Source organism: Natronobacterium haloterrestre (assembly GCF_900112205.1).
GTDB lineage: Archaea > Halobacteriota > Halobacteria > Halobacteriales > Natrialbaceae > Natronobacterium > Natronobacterium haloterrestre.
Genome location: NZ_FOKW01000007.1, coordinates 246373 through 264937 on the forward strand (window position 1 = coordinate 246373; position 18565 = coordinate 264937).

General features: G+C 64.3%; 18 protein-coding genes and 1 tRNA gene. 8 read left to right on the forward strand and 11 right to left on the reverse strand.

The window, feature by feature from the left end; all coding sequences use genetic code 11:
- Positions 1-74: 74 nt before the first annotated feature.
- The 4 genes from phaC to BM113_RS14860 all read right to left on the reverse strand — a co-directional run bounded on the left by phaC (position 75) and on the right by BM113_RS14860 (position 3041).
- Positions 75-1514 (reverse strand): class III poly(R)-hydroxyalkanoic acid synthase subunit PhaC, encoded by a 1440-nt coding sequence (phaC, locus tag BM113_RS14845; RefSeq protein ID WP_089788835.1) that lies wholly within the window; start codon positions 1512-1514, stop codon positions 75-77.
- Positions 1511-2101, reverse strand: coding sequence for a poly(R)-hydroxyalkanoic acid synthase subunit PhaE (locus tag BM113_RS14850; protein WP_089788836.1), 591 nt, complete (start codon positions 2099-2101; stop codon positions 1511-1513). The genes phaC and BM113_RS14850 overlap by 4 nt, the downstream gene beginning before the upstream one ends.
- 43 nt (positions 2102-2144) lie before the next feature.
- Complete coding sequence (locus tag BM113_RS14855; RefSeq protein WP_089788837.1) at positions 2145-2630, reverse strand: hypothetical protein; 486 nt, start codon at positions 2628-2630, stop codon at positions 2145-2147.
- A gap of 81 nt (positions 2631-2711) precedes the next feature.
- Entirely contained in the window at positions 2712-3041 is a 330-nt protein-coding gene (locus tag BM113_RS14860; RefSeq protein ID WP_007141692.1) for an AbrB/MazE/SpoVT family DNA-binding domain-containing protein, read from the reverse strand.
- A 236-nt stretch (positions 3042-3277) separates the two neighbouring features.
- On the opposite strand from BM113_RS14860, the gene BM113_RS14865 reads away from it, so the two are divergent.
- From BM113_RS14865 to cdd, 7 genes are all read left to right on the forward strand, one after another.
- Positions 3278-3949, forward strand: coding sequence for a MaoC family dehydratase (locus tag BM113_RS14865; RefSeq protein ID WP_089788838.1), 672 nt, complete (start codon positions 3278-3280; stop codon positions 3947-3949).
- Between the two features lie 162 nt (positions 3950-4111).
- Positions 4112-5497 (forward strand): phosphohexomutase domain-containing protein, encoded by a 1386-nt coding sequence (locus BM113_RS14870; protein ID WP_089788839.1) that lies wholly within the window; start codon positions 4112-4114, stop codon positions 5495-5497.
- 129 nt (positions 5498-5626) lie between these two features.
- A complete protein-coding gene (locus tag BM113_RS14875) occupies positions 5627-6682 on the forward strand; it encodes a BMP family lipoprotein (RefSeq protein ID WP_089788840.1) in 1056 nt (351 codons plus the stop codon).
- A 4-nt stretch (positions 6683-6686) separates the two neighbouring features.
- Positions 6687-8384, forward strand: a complete 1698-nt coding sequence (locus BM113_RS14880; protein WP_089788841.1) for an ABC transporter ATP-binding protein — start codon at positions 6687-6689, stop codon at positions 8382-8384.
- Positions 8381-9631, forward strand: a complete 1251-nt coding sequence (locus BM113_RS14885) for an ABC transporter permease (protein ID WP_089788842.1) — start codon at positions 8381-8383, stop codon at positions 9629-9631. Before BM113_RS14880 ends, BM113_RS14885 begins: the two co-directional genes overlap by 4 nt.
- A gap of 28 nt (positions 9632-9659) precedes the next feature.
- Positions 9660-10661: an ABC transporter permease gene (locus BM113_RS14890; protein WP_245758070.1), complete on the forward strand. Its 1002-nt coding sequence runs from the start codon at positions 9660-9662 to the stop codon at positions 10659-10661.
- A 37-nt stretch (positions 10662-10698) separates the two neighbouring features.
- On the forward strand, positions 10699-11172 hold the full coding sequence (cdd, locus tag BM113_RS14895) for a cytidine deaminase (RefSeq protein ID WP_281244027.1): 474 nt from the start codon (positions 10699-10701) through the stop codon (positions 11170-11172).
- Positions 11173-11184: 12 nt separating this feature from the next.
- Here cdd and BM113_RS14900 read toward each other — a convergent pair whose 3' ends face one another.
- Positions 11185-11637: a DUF488 domain-containing protein gene (locus BM113_RS14900; RefSeq protein WP_089788845.1), complete on the reverse strand. Its 453-nt coding sequence runs from the start codon at positions 11635-11637 to the stop codon at positions 11185-11187.
- Positions 11638-11695: 58 nt separating this feature from the next.
- Between BM113_RS14900 and BM113_RS14905 the strand changes: the two genes are divergently transcribed.
- Complete coding sequence (locus BM113_RS14905) at positions 11696-12529, forward strand: nucleoside phosphorylase (protein WP_089788846.1); 834 nt, start codon at positions 11696-11698, stop codon at positions 12527-12529.
- A gap of 101 nt (positions 12530-12630) precedes the next feature.
- Here BM113_RS14905 and BM113_RS14910 read toward each other — a convergent pair whose 3' ends face one another.
- The 6 genes from BM113_RS14910 to BM113_RS14935 form a co-directional block, all read right to left on the reverse strand.
- Positions 12631-13395, reverse strand: coding sequence for a mechanosensitive ion channel family protein (locus tag BM113_RS14910; protein ID WP_007141683.1), 765 nt, complete (start codon positions 13393-13395; stop codon positions 12631-12633).
- Position 13396: 1 nt separating this feature from the next.
- Positions 13397-14209, reverse strand: a complete 813-nt coding sequence (gene dacZ, locus BM113_RS14915; protein WP_089788847.1) for a diadenylate cyclase DacZ — start codon at positions 14207-14209, stop codon at positions 13397-13399.
- A 338-nt stretch (positions 14210-14547) separates the two neighbouring features.
- Positions 14548-14628: transfer RNA gene (locus tag BM113_RS14920), tRNA-Leu, on the reverse strand.
- 134 nt (positions 14629-14762) lie between these two features.
- Positions 14763-16457 carry a DUF262 domain-containing protein gene (locus BM113_RS14925; RefSeq protein WP_089788848.1) on the reverse strand — a complete coding sequence of 565 codons (1695 nt, stop codon included), beginning with the start codon at positions 16455-16457 and terminating at the stop codon, positions 14763-14765.
- Positions 16458-16641: 184 nt separating this feature from the next.
- Positions 16642-17631, reverse strand: coding sequence for a DUF7983 family protein (locus BM113_RS14930; RefSeq protein ID WP_089788849.1), 990 nt, complete (start codon positions 17629-17631; stop codon positions 16642-16644).
- Positions 17632-17723: 92 nt separating this feature from the next.
- On the reverse strand, positions 17724-18455 hold the full coding sequence (locus BM113_RS14935) for a hypothetical protein (protein WP_245758068.1): 732 nt from the start codon (positions 18453-18455) through the stop codon (positions 17724-17726).
- Between the last annotated feature and the right edge of the window lie 110 nt (positions 18456-18565).

Below are 18565 nucleotides of genomic sequence, written 5' to 3' on the forward strand. Positions count from 1 at the left end.
ATGTTCTACGGCCACTGATAAATAACGACATGTGGAATGAACTAACAAGACGAGCGTCGGGGGGCGGGCGAGCCTTACCGTTCGGCAGCCTGGTCGATCCAGTTCTCGATTCGGCTCGGCGAGATTCCCGTCTCGGCGGCGAGTTCCGCGGCGTCCGCGTCCGCGAGGTCGTCGAACGTCTCGATGCCGGCCGCCGAGAGGTCCTCGGCGTAAGCCTGTCCAACGCCGTTCAGTTCCGTGAGATCGTCGGGTTCGGCCTCGAGGGCGGTTTCCCCGCCGTCGCCCTCGGTGACCTCGTCGACGACCTCCTCGTCGACCGTCATTTCGCCCGGCTCCGCGGGCGTTTCCTGAACGTCGTCTTCGCCGCGGGCCTCGATCTCCTCGTCCGATCGGGTGACGGTCTCGGCTTCCGCCTCGAGGTCTTCGTCGACCCGGGATCGCTCCTCGAACCACTCGCAGACGTCCGGCCAGAGTTCGTCGTGGCTCCGCGAGGAGACCGACATGCCGATGTGGCCCGTCGCGAACTCCATGATCTCGGTGTCCTCGGCCGGGATGGCCTCGTTGAACGGCTTCGAGGCCCCCGGCGGGATGAGGTGGTCGTACTCCGCGACGATCTGGAGGACCGGCACGTCGATGTTCTCGATGTCGACGTGTTTCCCGTCCAGGTGGAGTTCGTTGTCGATCAGCTTGTTCTCCTGGTAGATGTCCTCGATGAACTGCTCGTAGGCCCGGCCCGCGACGTCGATCCCCTCCGAGAGCCACCGTTCCATCCGGGCGAAGTTCTCGACGAAGTCCTCGTCCTCGACGTTGTCGTAGAACCGGACGTACTTCGTCACGTTGTTCGCGACGGGGTCCATCAGCGCGAACCCGACGTCCAGGAACTCCGCGGGGACGTTGTCGAACGTCTCCGTGACCTTCTCGGGGTCGTAGTAGTCCTCGGCACCCCACAGTTCGAGGACGCCGCCGTCGCCGGCGAAACAGAGCCCGGCGGCCATCAGCCCGAGGTTACGGACCTTCTCGGGGTGGAGGGCGGTGTACATCGCGGACATCGTCCCGCCCATACAGTAGCCGAGGACGTTGATCGCGTCCTGGCCGGAGCGGTCGCGGACGACGTCGACGCAGTTGTCGATGTACCGGTCGACGTAGTCCTCGAGTCCGAGGGAGCGATCGAGCTTCGAGGGCTCGCCCCAGTCGATCAGGTAGACGTCGAACCCGGCCTCGAGCAGCGTCTGGACGACCGAGCGGTCCGGCTGCAGGTCGAGGATGTACGGCTTGTTGATCAGCGCGTAGACGATGAGGATCGGGACGTCGTACTGCTCGTCGGTCCGGGACTCGTAGTGGAGCAGTTCGAGCTTGTTCTCCTCGTAGACGACCTCGCTGGGCGTCTTCCCGACGTCGACGTTCTCGAGGGTCTCGGTCCGCTCGGGCGCGACCTGGCTCTTCTCGGCCAGGTCGGCCGTCGCTTCCCAGGCTTTCCGCTGGAAGTCCAGTGCGGTTGCGTACGGGTTGTTCATTGCTCGCTATCGCCCTCCGTCTCGCTTCCCTCGAGGTGCTCGAGGTGCTCGAGGTGCTCGAGTACGCGGTCGAGTTTCCGCTCGACGTCGTGCTGGCGGCGCTCGAGTTCGACGAGTCGGTCGCCGACCTCGACGACGTCCTCCTCGGTCGCGAAACCGAGCGACCGCAGCGTCTCCTGGGAGGCCTCGTCGGCCTGCTGCTGGAGTTCGAGGACGTCGCCGACGGTCTCGCCGGTCATCTTCGCGAAGGCGGTCGTCGACATGACCTCCTTGAACGCCTCGTTGGCCGTGTTGAGCCAGATGTCGCGGAACTCCTCGACGTCGACGTCCTCGCCCTCGAGCACGTCGTTCATCCGCTCGACCATCTGCTCGGAGGCCCCCATCCAGGACTCGTAGGCCCGCGCGTACCCCTCGACGCCGTCCGAGATCTCCTCTTCCTCGCTCATCTCGCCGACCGCGTCCGACCAGCTCTCGACGAACTGGGCCTGGGCCTCCATGTTGTCCTCGAGCGCCTCGAGGAACTGTTCGTTCCACTGTTCGACGAACGCGTTCCAGTTCCCCGCCTGGGGAGGTTGTGAGTCCGACATTGGCGAAAATTGTGTAAGTAGTGTAAAAAGTCTGGCCCCGGCGTCAGGCCGACACGTCGAACTCGTCGGCGGTCTCCTCGACGTTCTCGGCGACGGCCGAGACGTTGCGTTCCATCTGCTCGTGGGCCTCGAGCGCGGTGTCGAAGGACGTGTCGATCATCTCGGCGTAGTTGTCGGCGAACTCGTCGTAGGCGTCCTCGGACTCGTGGACCGCCTCGATCATGGCCTCCATCGACTGCATCTGGGCTTCCGTCGCGGAGTCGACGCCCTCGTCGACGAGGTCGCGCATGTCGTCGAACTCGGCGGCCTCCTCGGGCATCGTGGACTCGAGCGCGTCGAAGTACGCGTGGAGCGCGCTGCGAGTAAACTCGGCGTTGGACTCGGCCAGCGATTCGGAGGTCTCGAGGGCGTCGGCCATCGCGCTCATCGAGGTCTTCTGGGCCTCGAGGGCGTCGTGGGCGAAACGCTGGGATTGTTCGAGGGCGGTGCGCTGTGCGTCGAAGACGGCGGTGAGTGGGTTCTGGGTCATGGTTGGTGTGGTGTCGTGGTGTGTCGGGTGTGATCGGATTCGGGGTCTGCCGTGTGTCGGGTGGGTAACGGGATCGCGACGTTACTCGTCGTCATCGTCCCGGTCGCGTTTGACCGGCACGACGATCGTCTGGACGATATCGCCCTCTTCGATGTCGAGGGCTTCCCGTTCGGGGCCGGGAATGCTGATCCGACCGCCGCTCTGGACGCGAGCCTTGAACGTCGCCGTCCCCATGTTCATCGGCCCGAACGCCGACAGTTCCTCGAAGGGGTTCGACGACGCGGAGGTCGCCTCCAGCAACTGCTTCATCATCTCCTGCTGGGACTGAGCAACCTGCTCGCCGGCTTCCTGCATTCCCTGGGTGAACATCGCGGGCGGAAACCACGGCGAGCGGTCGGAGTCGTCCGTCATCACCCGTACCAACGACGGCGTCGCTAATAAGCGTTTCCACTAGATACCATTTGATGGCATCAGATGGGTCGGTCGGGACGATACCGACGGTGACCGACGCTCTCGATTCCCTCATGCTTCCGATTCCCACACATCGAAACGGGGTGTAACCAGATCTTACGGCATCCGAGGGATAGTAAAAACCGATTGGATGAGCCAAAGAAGTGATAACCTCCCCCACCCTAGTTCGGTCGTAGATGTCTCACCAGAACTCCGGGACACCCGATTTCGCCGCCGTGACGGACGCCTGGACGACGATGACGCAGAGCTTCTTCCAGAGTGCGACCGCTGCAAACCGGGCGGCAGTATCGGCGATGATGCCCACGACCGACGACCAGCGTTCGTCGGCGTCCGCGTCGCCCTCGAGCGGCCGCTCGGGTGACGAAACCGTCCCCGCGTCGATCCCATCGGTCGATCACTCCGACCTCGACTGGGAGTTCGACCGCACGGTCGACGACCGCGACGAGATCTCCGTCGGGGATACCGTCACGTTCGAGAAGTCCCTGACCGACGAGGACGTTCGCGCGTTCGCGACGATCAGCGGCGACACCAACCGACTCCACCTCGACGACGAGTTCGCCGCCGGCACCCGGTTCGGCGAGCGAATCGTTCACGGGACGCTCGTCTCCGGGCTCATCAGCGCCGCGCTCGCGCGCCTTCCGGGGCTGACGATCTACCTTTCCCAGGACCTCGAGTTCAGCGGTCCGGTCGGGATCGGCGACCGCGTCTCCGCGCGCGTCGAAATCGTCGAAGCGCTTGGCAACGACCAGTACCGCCTCGAGACGGTCATCCGCGACGAGGACGACGATGCGACCGTCATTGACGGCGAAGCGGTCGTCCTGATCGACGAAATGCCCGACGGGTCGTAACGCCCGTTCCGTCGTCCGCCCGGTTCGAAACGCAGTGTCCGTTCACGGCCTGCGGTTCCGATCCCGATCCCAGTCCTGTCTCTCTTTCTCGTCGACCCCGCCGAGGACGACCCGCGAGTCCGTCTCAGATAGTATAAGTGCGTCCTCCGGAAAGGGACGGCCATGTCACTGTTCGGGACAGCCGGGATCCGCGGCCCGGTCGAAGAGATCACGCCCGCGCTCGCGCTCGAGGTCGGCCAGGCCGCGGGCCGGCCGGGAGAAACGTTCGTCGTCGGCCGTGACGGCCGCGAAACCGGTGCGGCGCTGGCCGCCGCGATGGAGGCCGGCCTCGAGAGCGCCGGAGCCGACGTCTACCGCCTCGGCCAGGTGCCGACGCCCGCGCTGGCGTTCGCCTCGCAGGGCCGCCGCGGCGCGATGATTACCGCGAGTCACAACCCGCCGACGGACAACGGGATCAAACTGTTCGCCGACGGCGTCGAGTACGACCGAGAGGCCGAACGCGGGATCGAAGACGGGGTCGCCGAGGGTGCCCCTCTCGCTTCCTGGGAGCAGTGGGGCGATTCCGAACGGGTCGAGGTCCTCGACGACTACCGCGACGCGGTCGCCGACTACGTCGCCGCGCGGTTCGGCGACGCCGATGGAGCACCTCTCGAAGGACTCTCCGTTGCCGTCGACTGTGGCAACGGCATGGCCTCGGTGGCGACGCCGCAGGTGCTCGAGCGACTGGGCGCGGAGGTCGTCGCGGTCAACGCAAGCGTCGACGGCCACTTCCCGGCCCGCGAGAGCAAGCCGACGCCGGAGACGCTCTCGGACTTCTCGACCTTTCTTTCGGCCGCGCGCGAGGACGGCTCCGCGTTCGACCTGGGACTCGCCCACGACGGCGACGCCGACCGCCTCGTGGTCCTCGGCCCAGACGGCGACGTGATCCACGAGGATACCGTCCTCGCGGTCGTGGCGGCACACTACGCGGCCGAGAGCGACGCCGACGATCCGGTCGTGGTCACGACGCCGAACGCCTCCGCACGGATCGACGAGCAGGTCCGGGAGGCCGGCGGTCGCGTCGAACGCGTCCGACTGGGCGCGCTCCACGAGGGAATCGCCCGCGAACGCCGCGCCGGCGACGCGGACACCGAAGTCGTCTTCGCGGCCGAACCCTGGAAGCACATCCACACCGCCTTCGGCGGCTGGATCGACGGCGTCGCCAGCGCCGCGGCCGTCTCCGCACTCGTCGCCGAGGCCGGCGACACCGATCGGCTGCGCGAACCCGTCACCGAACGCCCCTACCGGAAGGTCAGCGTCGACTGCCCCGACGACGCCAAAGCCGACGTCATGGCCGGCCTCGAGTCCGAACTGCCGGCCGCGTTCCCCGAAGCCGCCGTCGACACCGACTACGGGGTCCGCCTCACGTTCGAGGACGCGTTCTGGGTGCTCGTCCGGCCCAGCGGGACGGAGCCGTACGTACGCATCTACGCCGAGAGCGACGACGTCGATACCCTGATCGGGGACGCTCGTGAGGTCGTCGAGGCGACCGTCGCCGACCGGAGCTAACCGCTCGAGCGACGATCCGTTCCTTCGCTCGTAGTAAATCGGTGTTCCGAGAGCCCACGCGCCGGTTCGCGTGAGGACGTCCGTCGATTCCGACGGCTATAAACCCTGTCTCCTCACTAGCCGTGTCTAATGCCACGAAACAGGCGGACGTTCTTGACAGGTGCTGGTGCCGCTGGGCTCGCGGGGCTGGCTGGCTGCGTCGGTGGATTCGGCGACGACGGCGGCGATTCCGAAGCACGGATCGGCATGGTGTACGCAACCGGCGGCCTCGGCGACAACTCGTTCAACGACATGGCCCAGCAGGGGCTGTTGGACGCCGAGGACGACTTCGACATCGCGTTCGACGAACGTGAGCCGGAGACGGAAGGCGAGTTCACCGGTGCACAGCGGGACTTCGCCGAGTCCGGCGACTACGACCTCGTCTCCTGTATCGGCTTCGCACAGCTCGATGCGCTCGAGGAGAACGCGGATGCCTACCCCGAACAGGACTTCATCATCATCGACGAGGTCCTCGAAGTGGACAACGTCCGAAGCTACATCTTCGGCGAGCCGGAGGGGTCGTTCCAGGTCGGTCACCTCGCTGGACTGCTGACGGACATGGAGTTCGCCGCGGCCGAAAGCGAGACGAACCCCGACGCGAACACGGTCGGGTTCGTCGGCGGCGTCGAATCGCCGCTGATCGAGTCGTTCGAGGCCGGATTCAAAGCCGGCGTCGAGTACGCGAACGAGGACGCGGAGGTCGTCACCTCCTACGTCGGCGACTTCAACGACACCGCCGGCGGTCAGGAGGCCGCGCTGTCGATGTACCAGGACCAGGACGCCGACATCGTCTTCCACGCGGCGGGCCGAACCGGCGTCGGCGTGCTCCAGGCCGCACAGTCCGAGGGTCGGTTCGCGATCGGCGTCGACGCCGACCAGTCGCTGACCGAACCCGACTACGCTGACGTCATCCTCGCGAGCATGGTCAAGCAGGTCGACACCGCGGTCTACTCCGCGGTCGAATCCGTCGTCAACGACGAGTTCGAGGGCGGGGAAACCGAACGCCTCGGCCTCGAGGAAGAGGGCGTCAGGGCAGTCTACGGTGACACGATCGGGGACGAGATCCCCGACGACGTCAAGGGCGCACTCGACGAGTCCAGGCAGGCGATCATCGACGGCGAGATCGACGTCCCACAGGAACTGTAATCGCATGACCGACTCCGGCACAGGCACCACTACCGAGGAAGGGGAAGCCGCTCGAGGGGGCACCGATCCCGGCTCGAGGCGGACGGCCGATCTGGCCGTCCACCTCGACGGGATCACGAAGCGGTTCCCGGGCGTCGTTGCCAACGACGACGTCGACCTCCGCGTCGAACGGGGGTCCGTCCACGCGTTACTCGGGGAGAACGGGGCAGGGAAGACGACGCTGATGAACGTCCTCTACGGGCTCTATCAGCCCGAAGGGGGGCGGGTCGTCGTCGACGGCGAGGAACGCTCCTTCGACTCCCCGCGGGACGCCATCGACGCGGGGATCGGGATGATCCACCAGCACTTCATGCTGGTCGACACGATGACCGTCGCGGAGAACATCGCGCTCGGCAACGAACCCCGGAAGTGGTTCGGACTCGCGGTCGACCGCAAACGGATCAACCGCGAGATCCGTGACCTCTGCGACCGGTACGGGTTCGACGTCGATCCGGGAGCGACGGTCGCCGACCTCAGCGTCGGCGCACAGCAACGCGTCGAGATCCTCAAGGCGCTGTACCGCGGGGCGGACGTGCTCATCCTCGACGAGCCGACGGCCGTCCTCACGCCCCAGGAGGTCGAGGGGCTGTACGACGTCCTCGAGGAGCTTACGGCCCAGGGGAAGACGATCATCTTCATCACGCACAAACTCGGCGAGGCGACCCACGCGGCCGACGAGATCACGGTCCTCCGGGACGGGAAATCCGTCGGCACGGTCGACCCCGAGGGGACGACCCAGGACGAACTCGCCGAGTACATGGTCGGCCGCGAGGTGCTGCTGGAAGCCGAGGCCGACCCCTGCGAGACGGGCGACGTGGTCCTGTCGGCGGACGACGTCGTCGTCGAAGACGAACGCGACGTCGAGGTCGTCTCCGGGATCGATCTCGAGATCCGGAGCGGCGAGATCTTCGGCATCGCGGGCGTCGACGGCAACGGCCAGGGGGAACTGATCGAAGCCATCACCGGACTCCGGACCCCCGACGAGGGGACGATCACCTTCGACGGCGAGGACGTGACTGACTGGTCCCGCCGCGAGCGGATCGACGCCGGGATGGCGTACGTTCCCGAGGATCGCCACAAACAGGGACTGGTCATGCCGTTCGATCTCGTCGAGAACGGCGTGCTCGGCAGTCAGCGCTCCGAGGAGTTCGCCAACTCCGGGCGGATCGACTGGAACGCCGTCCGCGATCACTCCGAAGAGATCATCGAAACCTACGACGTGCGGCCGCCCAACCCGGATGCCGACGCGGTGTCGCTGTCGGGCGGCAACCAGCAGAAGTTCATCGTCGGCCGCGAGTTCGAACGCGATCCCGACCTCGTGGTCGCGACTCACCCCACTCGAGGGGTCGACATCGGTTCGACGGAGTTCATCCACGACCGACTGCTCGAACTCCGCCAGGAGGGGGTCGCCATCCTGCTCGTCTCCTCCAAACTCGACGAGGTGCGGAGCCTCTCGGACCGACTGGGAGTTATCTACGAGGGCGAGTTCATGGACGTGACCGATCCCGACGATCTCACCGAGGAGGAACTGGGACTGCTGATGGCGGGCCAGCGCCCGTCGGAGAACGCCGACGCGGATGCGAGCTTCCGCGGCGACGGGTCCGGCGCTTCCGGAGGCCGTGGGGGCGACGGACGCGACGAACCTACGGGTGATTCGGCATGAGGGACCGGGTCGAACGGCTGCTCGAGCGACTCGTTCGCGCCTCGGCCGTCGAACGGATCGCGGTCAGCGTCGCCGCGCTGTTCGCCTCGATCCTCGTCGGCGCCGTCCTCGTGTTCGTCTCCGGCGGGTTCGCCTCGTGCCGAACGGGGCTCGAACTGGCCGGCTGGACGTTCTGTTACAACCCGGTCCAGGTCTACTACGAGCTGTTCCTCGGCGCGATGGGCCACCCGCTTCAGGGCGGCTGGTCGCCGATGAACTACAGCCTGGCGACGACGCTCCAGCAGACGACGCTGCTGATCTTCACGGGGCTGTCGGTCGCCGTGGCCTTCCGCGCGGGACTGTTCAACATCGGGACGCAGGGACAGTTAGTCGTCGGTGGGCTCGCGACGGCCGTCAGCGTCGTCTACGCGGCGGCGATCGTCCCCGGCGGGCTCGTCGGGACGATCGTCCTCATTCCGATTGGCGTCCTCGTCGGCGCGATCTTCGGCGGCCTGTTCGGGGCGATTCCCGGCGCGCTGAAAGCTTACGCCGACGCGAACGAGGTGATCACGACGATCATGCTCAACTTCGTCGCGGTCGGGGTCACCTCGACGCTGCTGTCCTGGCAGTTCCAGGACCCCAACAGCAGCAATCCCCAGACTCAGCCCGTGCCGGAGTACGCCGAGATTCCGACCATCCCGTACGTCGGCTTCGGGGGCCGGATGGACTTCTCGCTGCTAGCGTTTGCCTTCGCGGTCGCGCTCATGGTCGGCGTCGCCTGGCTGCTCGCCCGCACCTCGTTCGGGTACGAACTCCGGACAAGCGGCGTCCAGCCCGAGGCCGCCGCCTACGGCGGCGTCGACGACAAGCGCATGGTCGTCTCGAGCATGACGCTCTCGGGCGCGCTCGGCGGGATCGGCGGCGCCTTCTGGGTGCTGATGGTCCACGGGCGCTGGCTCGAGAACGTACCGGAACTCGGGTTCGACGGGATCGCCGTCTCGATCCTGGCGGGGAACAACCCGCTCGGGGTCGGCGCCGCGGCGTTCCTGTTTGGCATCCTCCAGAGCGGGAGCCGGTCGATCGGTACCGCGACGGACGTGCCGCCGGAACTGGTCGGCGTGCTCAGCGGGCTCATCATCCTCTTCGTGGCGATGCCGGAGTTCTTCCGGATGATCGGCTCGCGGTACGTCGGCGTCGAGCGGGAGCGGCCCGCTCGAGCGGACGGCGGGGAAGCCGGAAGCGACGACGGAGGTGATGCCGATGCGTGATCGACTGCCGATCCCCGAATCGGGCTACATGCAGGCAGTCGTCGGCGGCGGGCTGGTCGCGACCGTCCTCTTCCTCGCGCTCGCCAGTCCGAGCACGCACACGGCGACGCTGCGGCTGGCGGTCCCGATCGCGCTGGCGGCCATCGGCGGCATCTTCGCCGAGAAAAGCGGGGTCATCAACATCGGTATCGAGGGGCTGCTGATCGTCTCGGCGTTTACCGGCGTCGTGGTCACGTTCCGGCTCGGCTCCGGCGAATCCACGCTGCTGATCTCTCACCACTGGTGGGGGCTGCTCGCGGGCGTGCTCGTGAGCACGCTGTTCGCGCTCGTGTTCGCGGTCGTCTGCATCGAGTTCAAGGCCGACCAGATCATCGCCGGCCTGGCGGTCTGGCTGATCGCGCTCGGGCTCGCGCCGTTCGTCTCGCGGATCGTCTTCGAGAGCCCCAACACGGCCACCGTCGGGACGTTCGACAACGTGACGGTACCGGTGCTCTCCGAGCTCCCGCTCGTGGGCTACCTGCTGTTCGACACCCCGCCGCAGGTCTGGATCATGCTGATCTCGGCCGTCCTCGGCTGGTACCTGCTCTCGCGGACGAGCTTCGGCCGGTGGGTCGTCGCGAGCGGCGAGAACCCGAAGGCGCTGGACACCGCCGGCGTCGACGTCCGGAAGGTCCGCTACGCGGCGGTCCTCCTCTCGGGCGTGTTCGCCGGGCTCGGCGGGGCCGGCTTCGCGCTCGGCCAGCTGGGCACGTTCGCCGGCGGCGGCGAGACCGACATCGGCGGGCGAGGGTTCATCGCCATCGCGACCTACCTGTTCGCGAACTACCACCCGATCGGCGCGCTTGCGGGCTCGTTCCTCTTTGCCGGCCTCGACGCGATCCAGGTCCGGCTCCAGGCGGCCGGCTACGCCGTGCCGACGGAGCTGATCCGGACGATCCCGTACGTGACGGTGATCATCGTCCTGGTCTTCGTCGGCAAGACCAGACTGCCCGAGGCGGCCGGCGAGAACTACGAGTCCGGCGAGGACTGACTGCCTTCCGGCGAGGCGATCGCCGGTCGATGCCTTCTTGCCCCTCCTCGAGGCAGTACAGGTCACCATGAGTGGCGAAAAATCGAACGACGCCGGCGACCGCGACGACCGGGCCCTCATCGAGCGCGCCCGCGAGATCCAGTCGCAGGCTCACGTTCCCTACTCCGAGTACGCGGTCGGCGCGGCGATCGAGACCGTAGACGGCGAGGTGTTCGTCGGCTGCAACCTCGAGAACGCGAACTTCAGCAACAGCCTCCACGCCGAGGAGGTGGCGATCGCCGAGGCGGTCAAGAACGGCCACGGCGAGTTCACGCGGCTCGCGGTCAGTTCGGACCGCCGGGACGGCGTCACCCCCTGCGGGATGTGTCGCCAGACGCTCGCGGAGTTCTGCGACGACGACCTGCGGGTCATCTGTGACGAGGGCGAGGGCGAGGGCGAGGGAGTGGAACCGACGGAGTACGCGCTGGGAGAGCTCCTCCCGAACACGATCAGCGAGGAGACGCTCGAGTAGCGCGTTTCGGCCCTATTCCGCCTCGATCCGTTCCTCGAGCCGTTCCCGGAGGATCGTCCGGTGACACCGCTTCTTGTCGGTGTTCTCGTAACAGACCAGCGCGAGCGACTCGCCGGACTCGATGCGTGCCTCGAGGTCCGCCAGGGCCGCCCGTGCCTTCGGGTCCGTCTCGATGTGATCGCGGTACGCGTCGGCGAAGTCGACCCGATCCCAGGCCGCGTCGTGGGCTCCTTCCTCGCACAGTCCTTGCATCTTGAACTCCTCCTCGGCCGCCTTGGCGGCCTCGAGGAGGTCGGCGGGCGGCCCCAGCGCGGGGCGGTTCTCGTCGACCGCGGCGTGAAACCACGGCGCGGGCGTTCGGACGACCCCGACGAGCGTCGTCTCCGGCGGCAGGTCGGCCCGGTCGTGCTGGAGGGCGGCGACGTAGGTGTCAGCGAGCGATCCGGATTCGGTACCGCGTGCCATACCGGCGGTACGCGTGCCCCGCATTTATATACGGTGCCGGCCCGAACCCCCGCGTCGAATGCCAGCCGACAGCGAAGATCCGAACGCGGACGTACAGTACCACCTCGAGGTCGCCCCCGAGGACGTCGCGGACACCGTCCTCCTGCCCGGGAACCCGGAGCGCCTCGAGAAGATCGTCGCCCACTGGGACGACCACGAGATCCGCGCCCACCACCGCGAGTACCGGACCGCGACGGGCAGCTACGAAGGGACGCCGATCTCGGTCACCTCGACGGGGATCGGCAGCCCCTCGGCCGCCATCGCGGTCGAGGAACTGGCCCGCGTGGGCACGGACACGTTCATCCGGGTCGGGTCCTGTGGCGCGCTCCAGCCCGAGATGGAGGTCGGCGACCTCGTCATCACGACCGGCGGGGTCCGCCAGGAGGGCACCAGCGACGAGTACGTCCGTGAGGACTACCCGGCCGTCGCCGACCACGAGGTCGTCAGCGCGCTCGTCGCCGCAGCCGAGCGACTGGGCTACGACTACCACACCGGCGTCACCATGAGCGCCGACTCCTTCTACGCGGGCCAGGGCCGGTCCGGCTACGACGGCTTCGAGGCAGCCAGCTCCGAAGACCTCGTCGACCAGCTCGTGGAGGCAAACGTCAAGAACATCGAGATGGAGGCAAGCGCCATCCTCACGCTCGCGAACCTCTACGGGCTGCGCGGCGGCGCGGTCTGTACGGTCTACGCCGACCGCGACGGCGGCGAGTTCCGCACCAAAGGCGAGTCCCGGGCCGCCGAGACGGCGACGCTCGCGACGCACCTGCTGGCGAAGATGGACGAGGCCAAGCGCGAGGCCGGCGTCGACCGCTGGCACGCGGGACTCTCGCTGGATCTCGAGGACGTCTGAACCGGACGGTCGAAATCGACCCCGACGCCGGGAAGGAAGCGGCCCCGCGGCCGCCACTACGTGAAACACGTCGAGCGGGCGGCCCGAGAACGACGCCGTCCCTACTCTCGATTTCGAACGACGCCTTCGTCCAGGACCTTCCGGTTCGGCACGATGTACTCCTCGGAGTCGTTCTCGATCTTCGTGACGAACAGATCGACCTCCTGGACGATCCCCGACTGGTCGCCGATCCGGACCTCGTCGCCGATCCCGTAGGGCTGGTTCAACAGGAGGTAGATCCCTGCAGCACTCGAGACGAGGAAGTCCTTGAACGCGACCGTGAAGACGATTACGACGCCGACGGCGTACACCGTCAGTAGGATCAACAGCGCGAGAACGTGGACGCCGATCTGTCCCAGTGCGATGATGAACGTGACGTAGAGAACGGAGTACTTGATCAGTCGCGGAAGCAGTGAAATTTCGGGGAGCTTGACCCCCCGTAGATACTCGCTGACCGCGAGTTCGGACTTGTCCGCGATGATGAACCCGAGGATGAGCACCAGGACGGCGACGAAGACCTGCGGGATGAACTCCGTCACCCGGAACCAGAACGCGTCGGTGTTCAGCAACTGGGCGATGTGGATCGCCGTCAGGATCGCGATCCCGTAGATGAACCACGAACTCAGTCGAGCGACGATCTCGACGGTGGACGTACCGAGCGACTGGGCCGTCCGCTCGAACGGCGTCCCCTCGACCGCGTCGGGCACTCCCGCCGCCGTGAGCAACTCCTTGTTGAGCCGCCCGACGAGGTAGCCGACGACGAGGCCGAGCGCGAGGACTGCGGCGGCGATGACCGCCGGCTCCTCGATGAACGTCTGCCAGTCCATGTCAGTAGGCCTCCGGGTCGACCTCCAGGATCATCTCGCCGCCCTTGAACGCCCGGACGAGCCCGTCGCTCTCCGAGAGTACGATCGCGATCGCGTTCGTGTCCCTGGTGATCGCGCCGCCGGCCATGTGGCGCGCACCCAGCCCCTTCGGAATGTCGACCCCCTCCGCCGACGGCTCGAGGTAGCGATACGCCGAGACGATCTTGCCCGCGTCGGAGATGACGAACGCGCCGTCGAGCCGGGAGAACTCCTTCAACATTACGTTGACGATCGGATCACCGACGTGGACGTGGGACTTCTCGAAGGGGTTGTACGACAGCGGTCGGGACTTGTTCATCACCTTGCCCGCGTCGCCGACGACGAACAGCGCGCCGACGGGTTTGCCCTTCTGGCCCTTCTTGCCGAGTTCGATCGCCAACTCGAGGACGGCCTTGATGACGTCGGGTTCGGCCCGCGACTTGGCGAAGAGATCGTAGATCCCCGTGTGGTCGTCGGCGCTCGCCCGCACGCGGGAGACGGTATCGATCTCGTTGTCGAAAAGCCGCGTCGCGCAGGCGAGTTCGTCGCCGTCCTCGATCACCCCCTCTTCGAACGCACCCTCGAGGCCGAACTTGATCCGGTCGGAGACGTCGTCGAACGCGAGCGGAAGTTCGACGAATGTATCCGCACCGACGTCGTTGTCGGTGCCGACGACGATGACGTCGACGTCGTCGATCGTCGCGAACCGCTCGTAGTAGGATCCGCTCGGCGAGAACAACAACACGCCGTCGACACTCGAGAAGAGATCCCCGAACACGTCGTCTAACCCGTCCATTGCTTTTACAAGTTGGTTCCGCGCGAATAAGCGTTTTGGGACGTCTGACGTTCGTCTGTCGCTTTTCTCTCCCGTAGGCTGCGTTTATTGATCTCGTGCCGGTCGTGATACGTTGTTGACAACGTGATCCCGCTGGTTCGGACTCGAGTAGACGAGACGGATGGTGTCCCGGGTGGTGAGGGTGGTGAGGGTGGTGAGGGTGCCGGCACGCTCGAGGGAACCCCTTCGACTGGAAAAGGCGCGGACCGGATTCGAACAACGCGAAGACGTGCTCACTCCGTTGTGCGCGTCTTCTCTCGTTCGAACCGGTCCTGCTCTTCGCTCACTTCGTTCGCTCATGCGCGGGACCGGATTCGAACCGGCGGACCCCTACGGGACAGCGTCCTAAGCGTCGCGGTTCACAGACCGGCTAAGACCCCGAATTTCGCCCGTTTCTGCTTCCGACAGGGTGCAAAATGGGGGCAAGAATTATAAAAGTACCTGAGTTACAGCGCCAGCCGCTACCTTCGTTCTCGCACCGATGACGCGGGGAAGGTGTTACTATCTCACGAACCTACAGCGACCAAGTGTTCGCGGCAATATCTGCGAGTTCAGACGTACGCTCCTGGATAGAGTCGAGGTTCCAGTCGTTGTAGTCGTCAGCGAGCCGCTGAGTCATAACGACATCTGAGGTGGCGTACTCACTCTTTTTCGTCTCAAACGGGTTATTGCTCGCTCGGATGTTCTTGTCCGTTTCGAGGAGGGTTAGATTCCCGAGCCTGTCACGGTGCTGTTCAAACGTTGCCTGAGTAGTATCCAGCGTGGTGACCCAAGCACTGTGTTTTGTCGCGGTGTAAGCGGACCGAGGAGCGATGTGTTCTAACTCGTAGTCGTCCATTCGGTCAATGTTCCCGTTGTAGTGGACTTCCTCAATGCGCTTTAGCATATACTTCGTCCGGTTGTTCAACTTGACGCGCTTGTTCTCAATACCCGCTTTGAACTCGGCGTCGCTCGGGTACTTTTCTCGTAGGTAGTCTGCCATCTGTTCCACCGGTTCGCTTCCGTCGAAAACAGTGGAGCAAAGTTCGGAATAGATGCGGTCCAACTGGCTACCAGTGGCATAGTTGGCGACTTTCCAGCGAACCAGGAAGCGTTCGAGGACGCCGAGCGCTTCCATCACTTTGTTCGGGTTGTCAAACTCGCGGAAGATGCGCAGCAGTAGCGTACGGGCCTGAACGGACTTGACGTAGTGAAGGTGCGTCAGTTTCTCGTTGATTGCTTCATTGCCACTGCGGTCAAACCGGTTGATGTCTGCGTTCACTATCCGCATGTACAGTTCGGACTGTTCTGTGACATCCGTCAGATAGGATTCCAGAGTGATGTCGGGTGAGGAGCGCACCTCCTCGATGATATCTTGGAAGATGTCGTAGAGCTTGTAATCGGAAACGGCATCGGAGAAGTCCGGCTCGGGAGCGGACATAATGTAGTGTCGGAAGAAGCGGCTCGGTTTGTTTAGGTTCGGAACCGTGTTGTCAATAGTCGTCTGCCATGACTGCCGTACTGCCTCATAATCCACTTCGTCATCTTGGGCAGCAATGCTGAAGACGTGGTTTTTCATCAAGTCAACCGAAGATAGTTCCAGTCCGCGTTCGTTTAGCGTCTCGAAAAGTCGGAACGCCGACTGCTCCTCGGTACACTCGATAGTGACGAGCGTGACGGAACTCAACAGTTTCTTCCTGAGCGTGTCTGTTTCATCTACGCTGAGACTGTGAATCCGCGAGCCGTAGAATTCGAGGGCTTCGGTCAGGTTTTCCTTATCGACCTGTCCGAAATCGCAGTCCAAGATAGAGGAGAACGAGTCGTTGTCGTACTTGCTCAGAGAGAGGTTCTGATATTCCCGCTGGTCGAGGTCTTGCTCAAAGAGATACTCATCGCGGATTGCATCCGCTTGGGCGCTTTCTCCCTCATCGAGGTACTTCTGACGCATCACGGATAGCATCGTCAGGATAGTCGCTAAGCGCTGTTGTCCGTCAACCACCTCCAGACGGTCTAACTCGTTGAGTCCCGCTGAACGCTCAATCACCACTATCGAGCCGAGAAAGTGGGTTTGTCCGTCTTCCAACGACTGTAGGTCTTCCCACAACGCTCGCCACTGTTCTTCGCCCCACGAGTATTGACGCTGGTAGTCCGGAACGGTGTACCGATAGTTCCGGGAAAGGACACTCTCGATGGTATCTTCGTTAGCAGAGATACCGAGGTTACCGCTCATACGTTTTCGGAGACAAGAGATATTAATAGGTATTTCTGTTCAATTACCCCACAGAATCTATTAGATGCCTTTCGCGCCGATGAGGTGGGCAGGTCAAAGACGCTTCGAGTTCGGATACCCAGGAGCCGTAACACCTGTTTCAACAGAACGGTGGATAATCGCACAGTGCGAAGAACCTCGATAGCTACGATTCACTTCCCGAAGGAGTACGAAGGGATGTCCCGGAGTCGAAGCTCGTGAGGTCGTCAATCCGCGCCTCTAATTCCTCGACTTCCTGTTGCAGGTCCTCGGTATCTTCGTCCGTCGCGGCGAGTTGGTCTTTCAGTCCCTGGAGCCGCGACTCCTTCACGTCCTCGTCCACCTCTGCCTTTCGAATGTACTCTCTCTGTTCAACTTCATACACGTCGGACTCGGCGAGTTCCGTGACTTCGAGCGCCTCATCTACTTTGCTGGAATCGACGCTGGTCACGCGTTCACGGTCGATGCCCGCCTCCTCCAACATAGTCAGCACCTCGTCGTCGTCTTTGAGCGACCGGTTCCGCCGGGCCGTCCGCTGCACCGAGCCGTACTGTCCGCTGACGGGTTGGTCGTGGTGCAGACGGTCGAGGAGAACGCTGCTCACGTCCTGGCGAAGGTCGTTGGCGTTGCGCTGCACGTCCGACAGGAGCGTGTAGAGGTTCACGAGTGCCGCCGTTTCCATCCCGTCGAGGTCGGTCGGGTCGTGACGCTCCAGAGCATCAATCAGGAGCAGTGCATCGGCGTAGACCGCAATGTCCGGTTCTTCGCGGCTATCCTCATCGGCGTCGAAGCCAAGGGACGCATCGACCAGTGGGGAGCCGGTCGGCGTTTCGTTTTCGGTTAGCGTCCCTTCGCGGTCGTCAACCTCGAACCGTGGGTGGAGGCTGAGAACCGTCGCGTAGGGTTCGGCCTCGGGAGGCAGCCGGTCGAGGTCGAACTCCCCGTGGGCGTCCTGCACGCGCTGAAACAGCGTCTCGAACTGGTCGCGTTGCAGTGGAATCGTTCCATCGTCGTCTCGATACTCGATGAGGACGCGGTGTTCCTGCACGTCCGTGACCTGGAACGGCTTCCGAGAGAGTGGCGTCACGAGCGTCGCGTCCGAGGACAGGTCCTCAAGATTATCGAGAAGCGTGTGCCAGCTCGTGTTGAACGGCATACCGGTCTATTGGCGCTCTCGTGGCAAAAGGTTGCGGACGGCTGCTGTGGCGACGAATACGAAGGGAAATTCTCCGATGAGGCCGGTGGTCGTCAGAACACTTCGAGGTAGTCTTCCACGACCTCGCGCTCGTCCGCAGTCAGGTCGAACAGGTCGTACACTGCGTCGTCAATCTCGGCCTCAAGTTCTTCGATGTCGGTCTGCTGGACCTCGTTACGGTCTGCTTCGAGCCGGTCGAGCAGTTCCTCGACGCCGGCATCGCTTCGCGGAATCGGGATAGTCATCTCCTCTCCACTCTTGACGTTCCGCCCATCGACGGCTGCGTGGACGTACTCGGCACGACGCTTCCGTGCCTCCCGGTCATCGGAGTACATCGCCGGGTCGTTGATGGTGTCCGACCGGCCGGCCTGGACCGTGAAGTTGTCGTCCACGTCAGCTTGTACATCGGCGTTGACCGGATACCGTCGCGTCTGCCACTCGTAGGTGATGTAATCGAGTTCACCGTCGTAGTCGCCGAGGTACGCCTCGGGGAAGCGGTCGGTCTTGCTGTCGAGGTCGATGGTGTCAACGATTTCTCCAGCAGTCTCACGCATCGTTCCGAAGACATCTGCGTTGTCTTCGGTCACACAAGGGAGCTTCTCGACGTACTGGGAGCGATACTCGTAGTAGCCTCCCATCTTGACCGTCGTGATGTGCTTGAAGTAGAAGTCGAGAGCCTTGGAGTTGAGTTGGCAAACCATCTCCTCCGTAAGGTCCCGATAATCGTCTGAGAGGAGGACTGAATATGCTGTCGAGAAGTACCATGTCCCGACCTCGTCAAGCATGAAAGTAGCATCTTGTGCTCTGTTGAATAGCGATCTAATCCGCCGATATCACTAGCTTAGAAGGATGAAGCCGAGGAATTCGATTCTGTCTATGGAAATCGATATCCTCG

Bases quoted from the DNA above. Each gene is read 5' to 3' on its own strand.
- phaC (WP_089788835.1), bottom strand. From the start codon at position 1,514: ATGAACAACCCGTACGCAACCGCACTGGACTTCCAGCGGAAAGCCTGG.
- BM113_RS14850 (WP_089788836.1), bottom strand. From the start codon at position 2,101: ATGTCGGACTCACAACCTCCCCAGGCGGGGAACTGGAACGCGTTCGTC.
- BM113_RS14855 (WP_089788837.1), bottom strand. From the start codon at position 2,630: ATGACCCAGAACCCACTCACCGCCGTCTTCGACGCACAGCGCACCGCC.
- BM113_RS14860 (WP_007141692.1), bottom strand. From the start codon at position 3,041: ATGACGGACGACTCCGACCGCTCGCCGTGGTTTCCGCCCGCGATGTTC.
- BM113_RS14865 (WP_089788838.1), top strand. From the start codon at position 3,278: ATGTCTCACCAGAACTCCGGGACACCCGATTTCGCCGCCGTGACGGAC.
- BM113_RS14870 (WP_089788839.1), top strand. From the start codon at position 4,112: ATGTCACTGTTCGGGACAGCCGGGATCCGCGGCCCGGTCGAAGAGATC.
- BM113_RS14875 (WP_089788840.1), top strand. From the start codon at position 5,627: ATGCCACGAAACAGGCGGACGTTCTTGACAGGTGCTGGTGCCGCTGGG.
- BM113_RS14880 (WP_089788841.1), top strand. From the start codon at position 6,687: ATGACCGACTCCGGCACAGGCACCACTACCGAGGAAGGGGAAGCCGCT.
- BM113_RS14885 (WP_089788842.1), top strand. From the start codon at position 8,381: ATGAGGGACCGGGTCGAACGGCTGCTCGAGCGACTCGTTCGCGCCTCG.
- BM113_RS14890 (WP_245758070.1), top strand. From the start codon at position 9,660: ATGCAGGCAGTCGTCGGCGGCGGGCTGGTCGCGACCGTCCTCTTCCTC.
- BM113_RS14900 (WP_089788845.1), bottom strand. From the start codon at position 11,637: ATGGCACGCGGTACCGAATCCGGATCGCTCGCTGACACCTACGTCGCC.
- BM113_RS14905 (WP_089788846.1), top strand. From the start codon at position 11,696: ATGCCAGCCGACAGCGAAGATCCGAACGCGGACGTACAGTACCACCTC.
- BM113_RS14910 (WP_007141683.1), bottom strand. From the start codon at position 13,395: ATGGACTGGCAGACGTTCATCGAGGAGCCGGCGGTCATCGCCGCCGCA.
- dacZ (WP_089788847.1), bottom strand. From the start codon at position 14,209: ATGGACGGGTTAGACGACGTGTTCGGGGATCTCTTCTCGAGTGTCGAC.
- BM113_RS14925 (WP_089788848.1), bottom strand. From the start codon at position 16,457: ATGAGCGGTAACCTCGGTATCTCTGCTAACGAAGATACCATCGAGAGT.
- BM113_RS14930 (WP_089788849.1), bottom strand. From the start codon at position 17,631: ATGCCGTTCAACACGAGCTGGCACACGCTTCTCGATAATCTTGAGGAC.
- BM113_RS14935 (WP_245758068.1), bottom strand. From the start codon at position 18,455: ATGCTTGACGAGGTCGGGACATGGTACTTCTCGACAGCATATTCAGTC.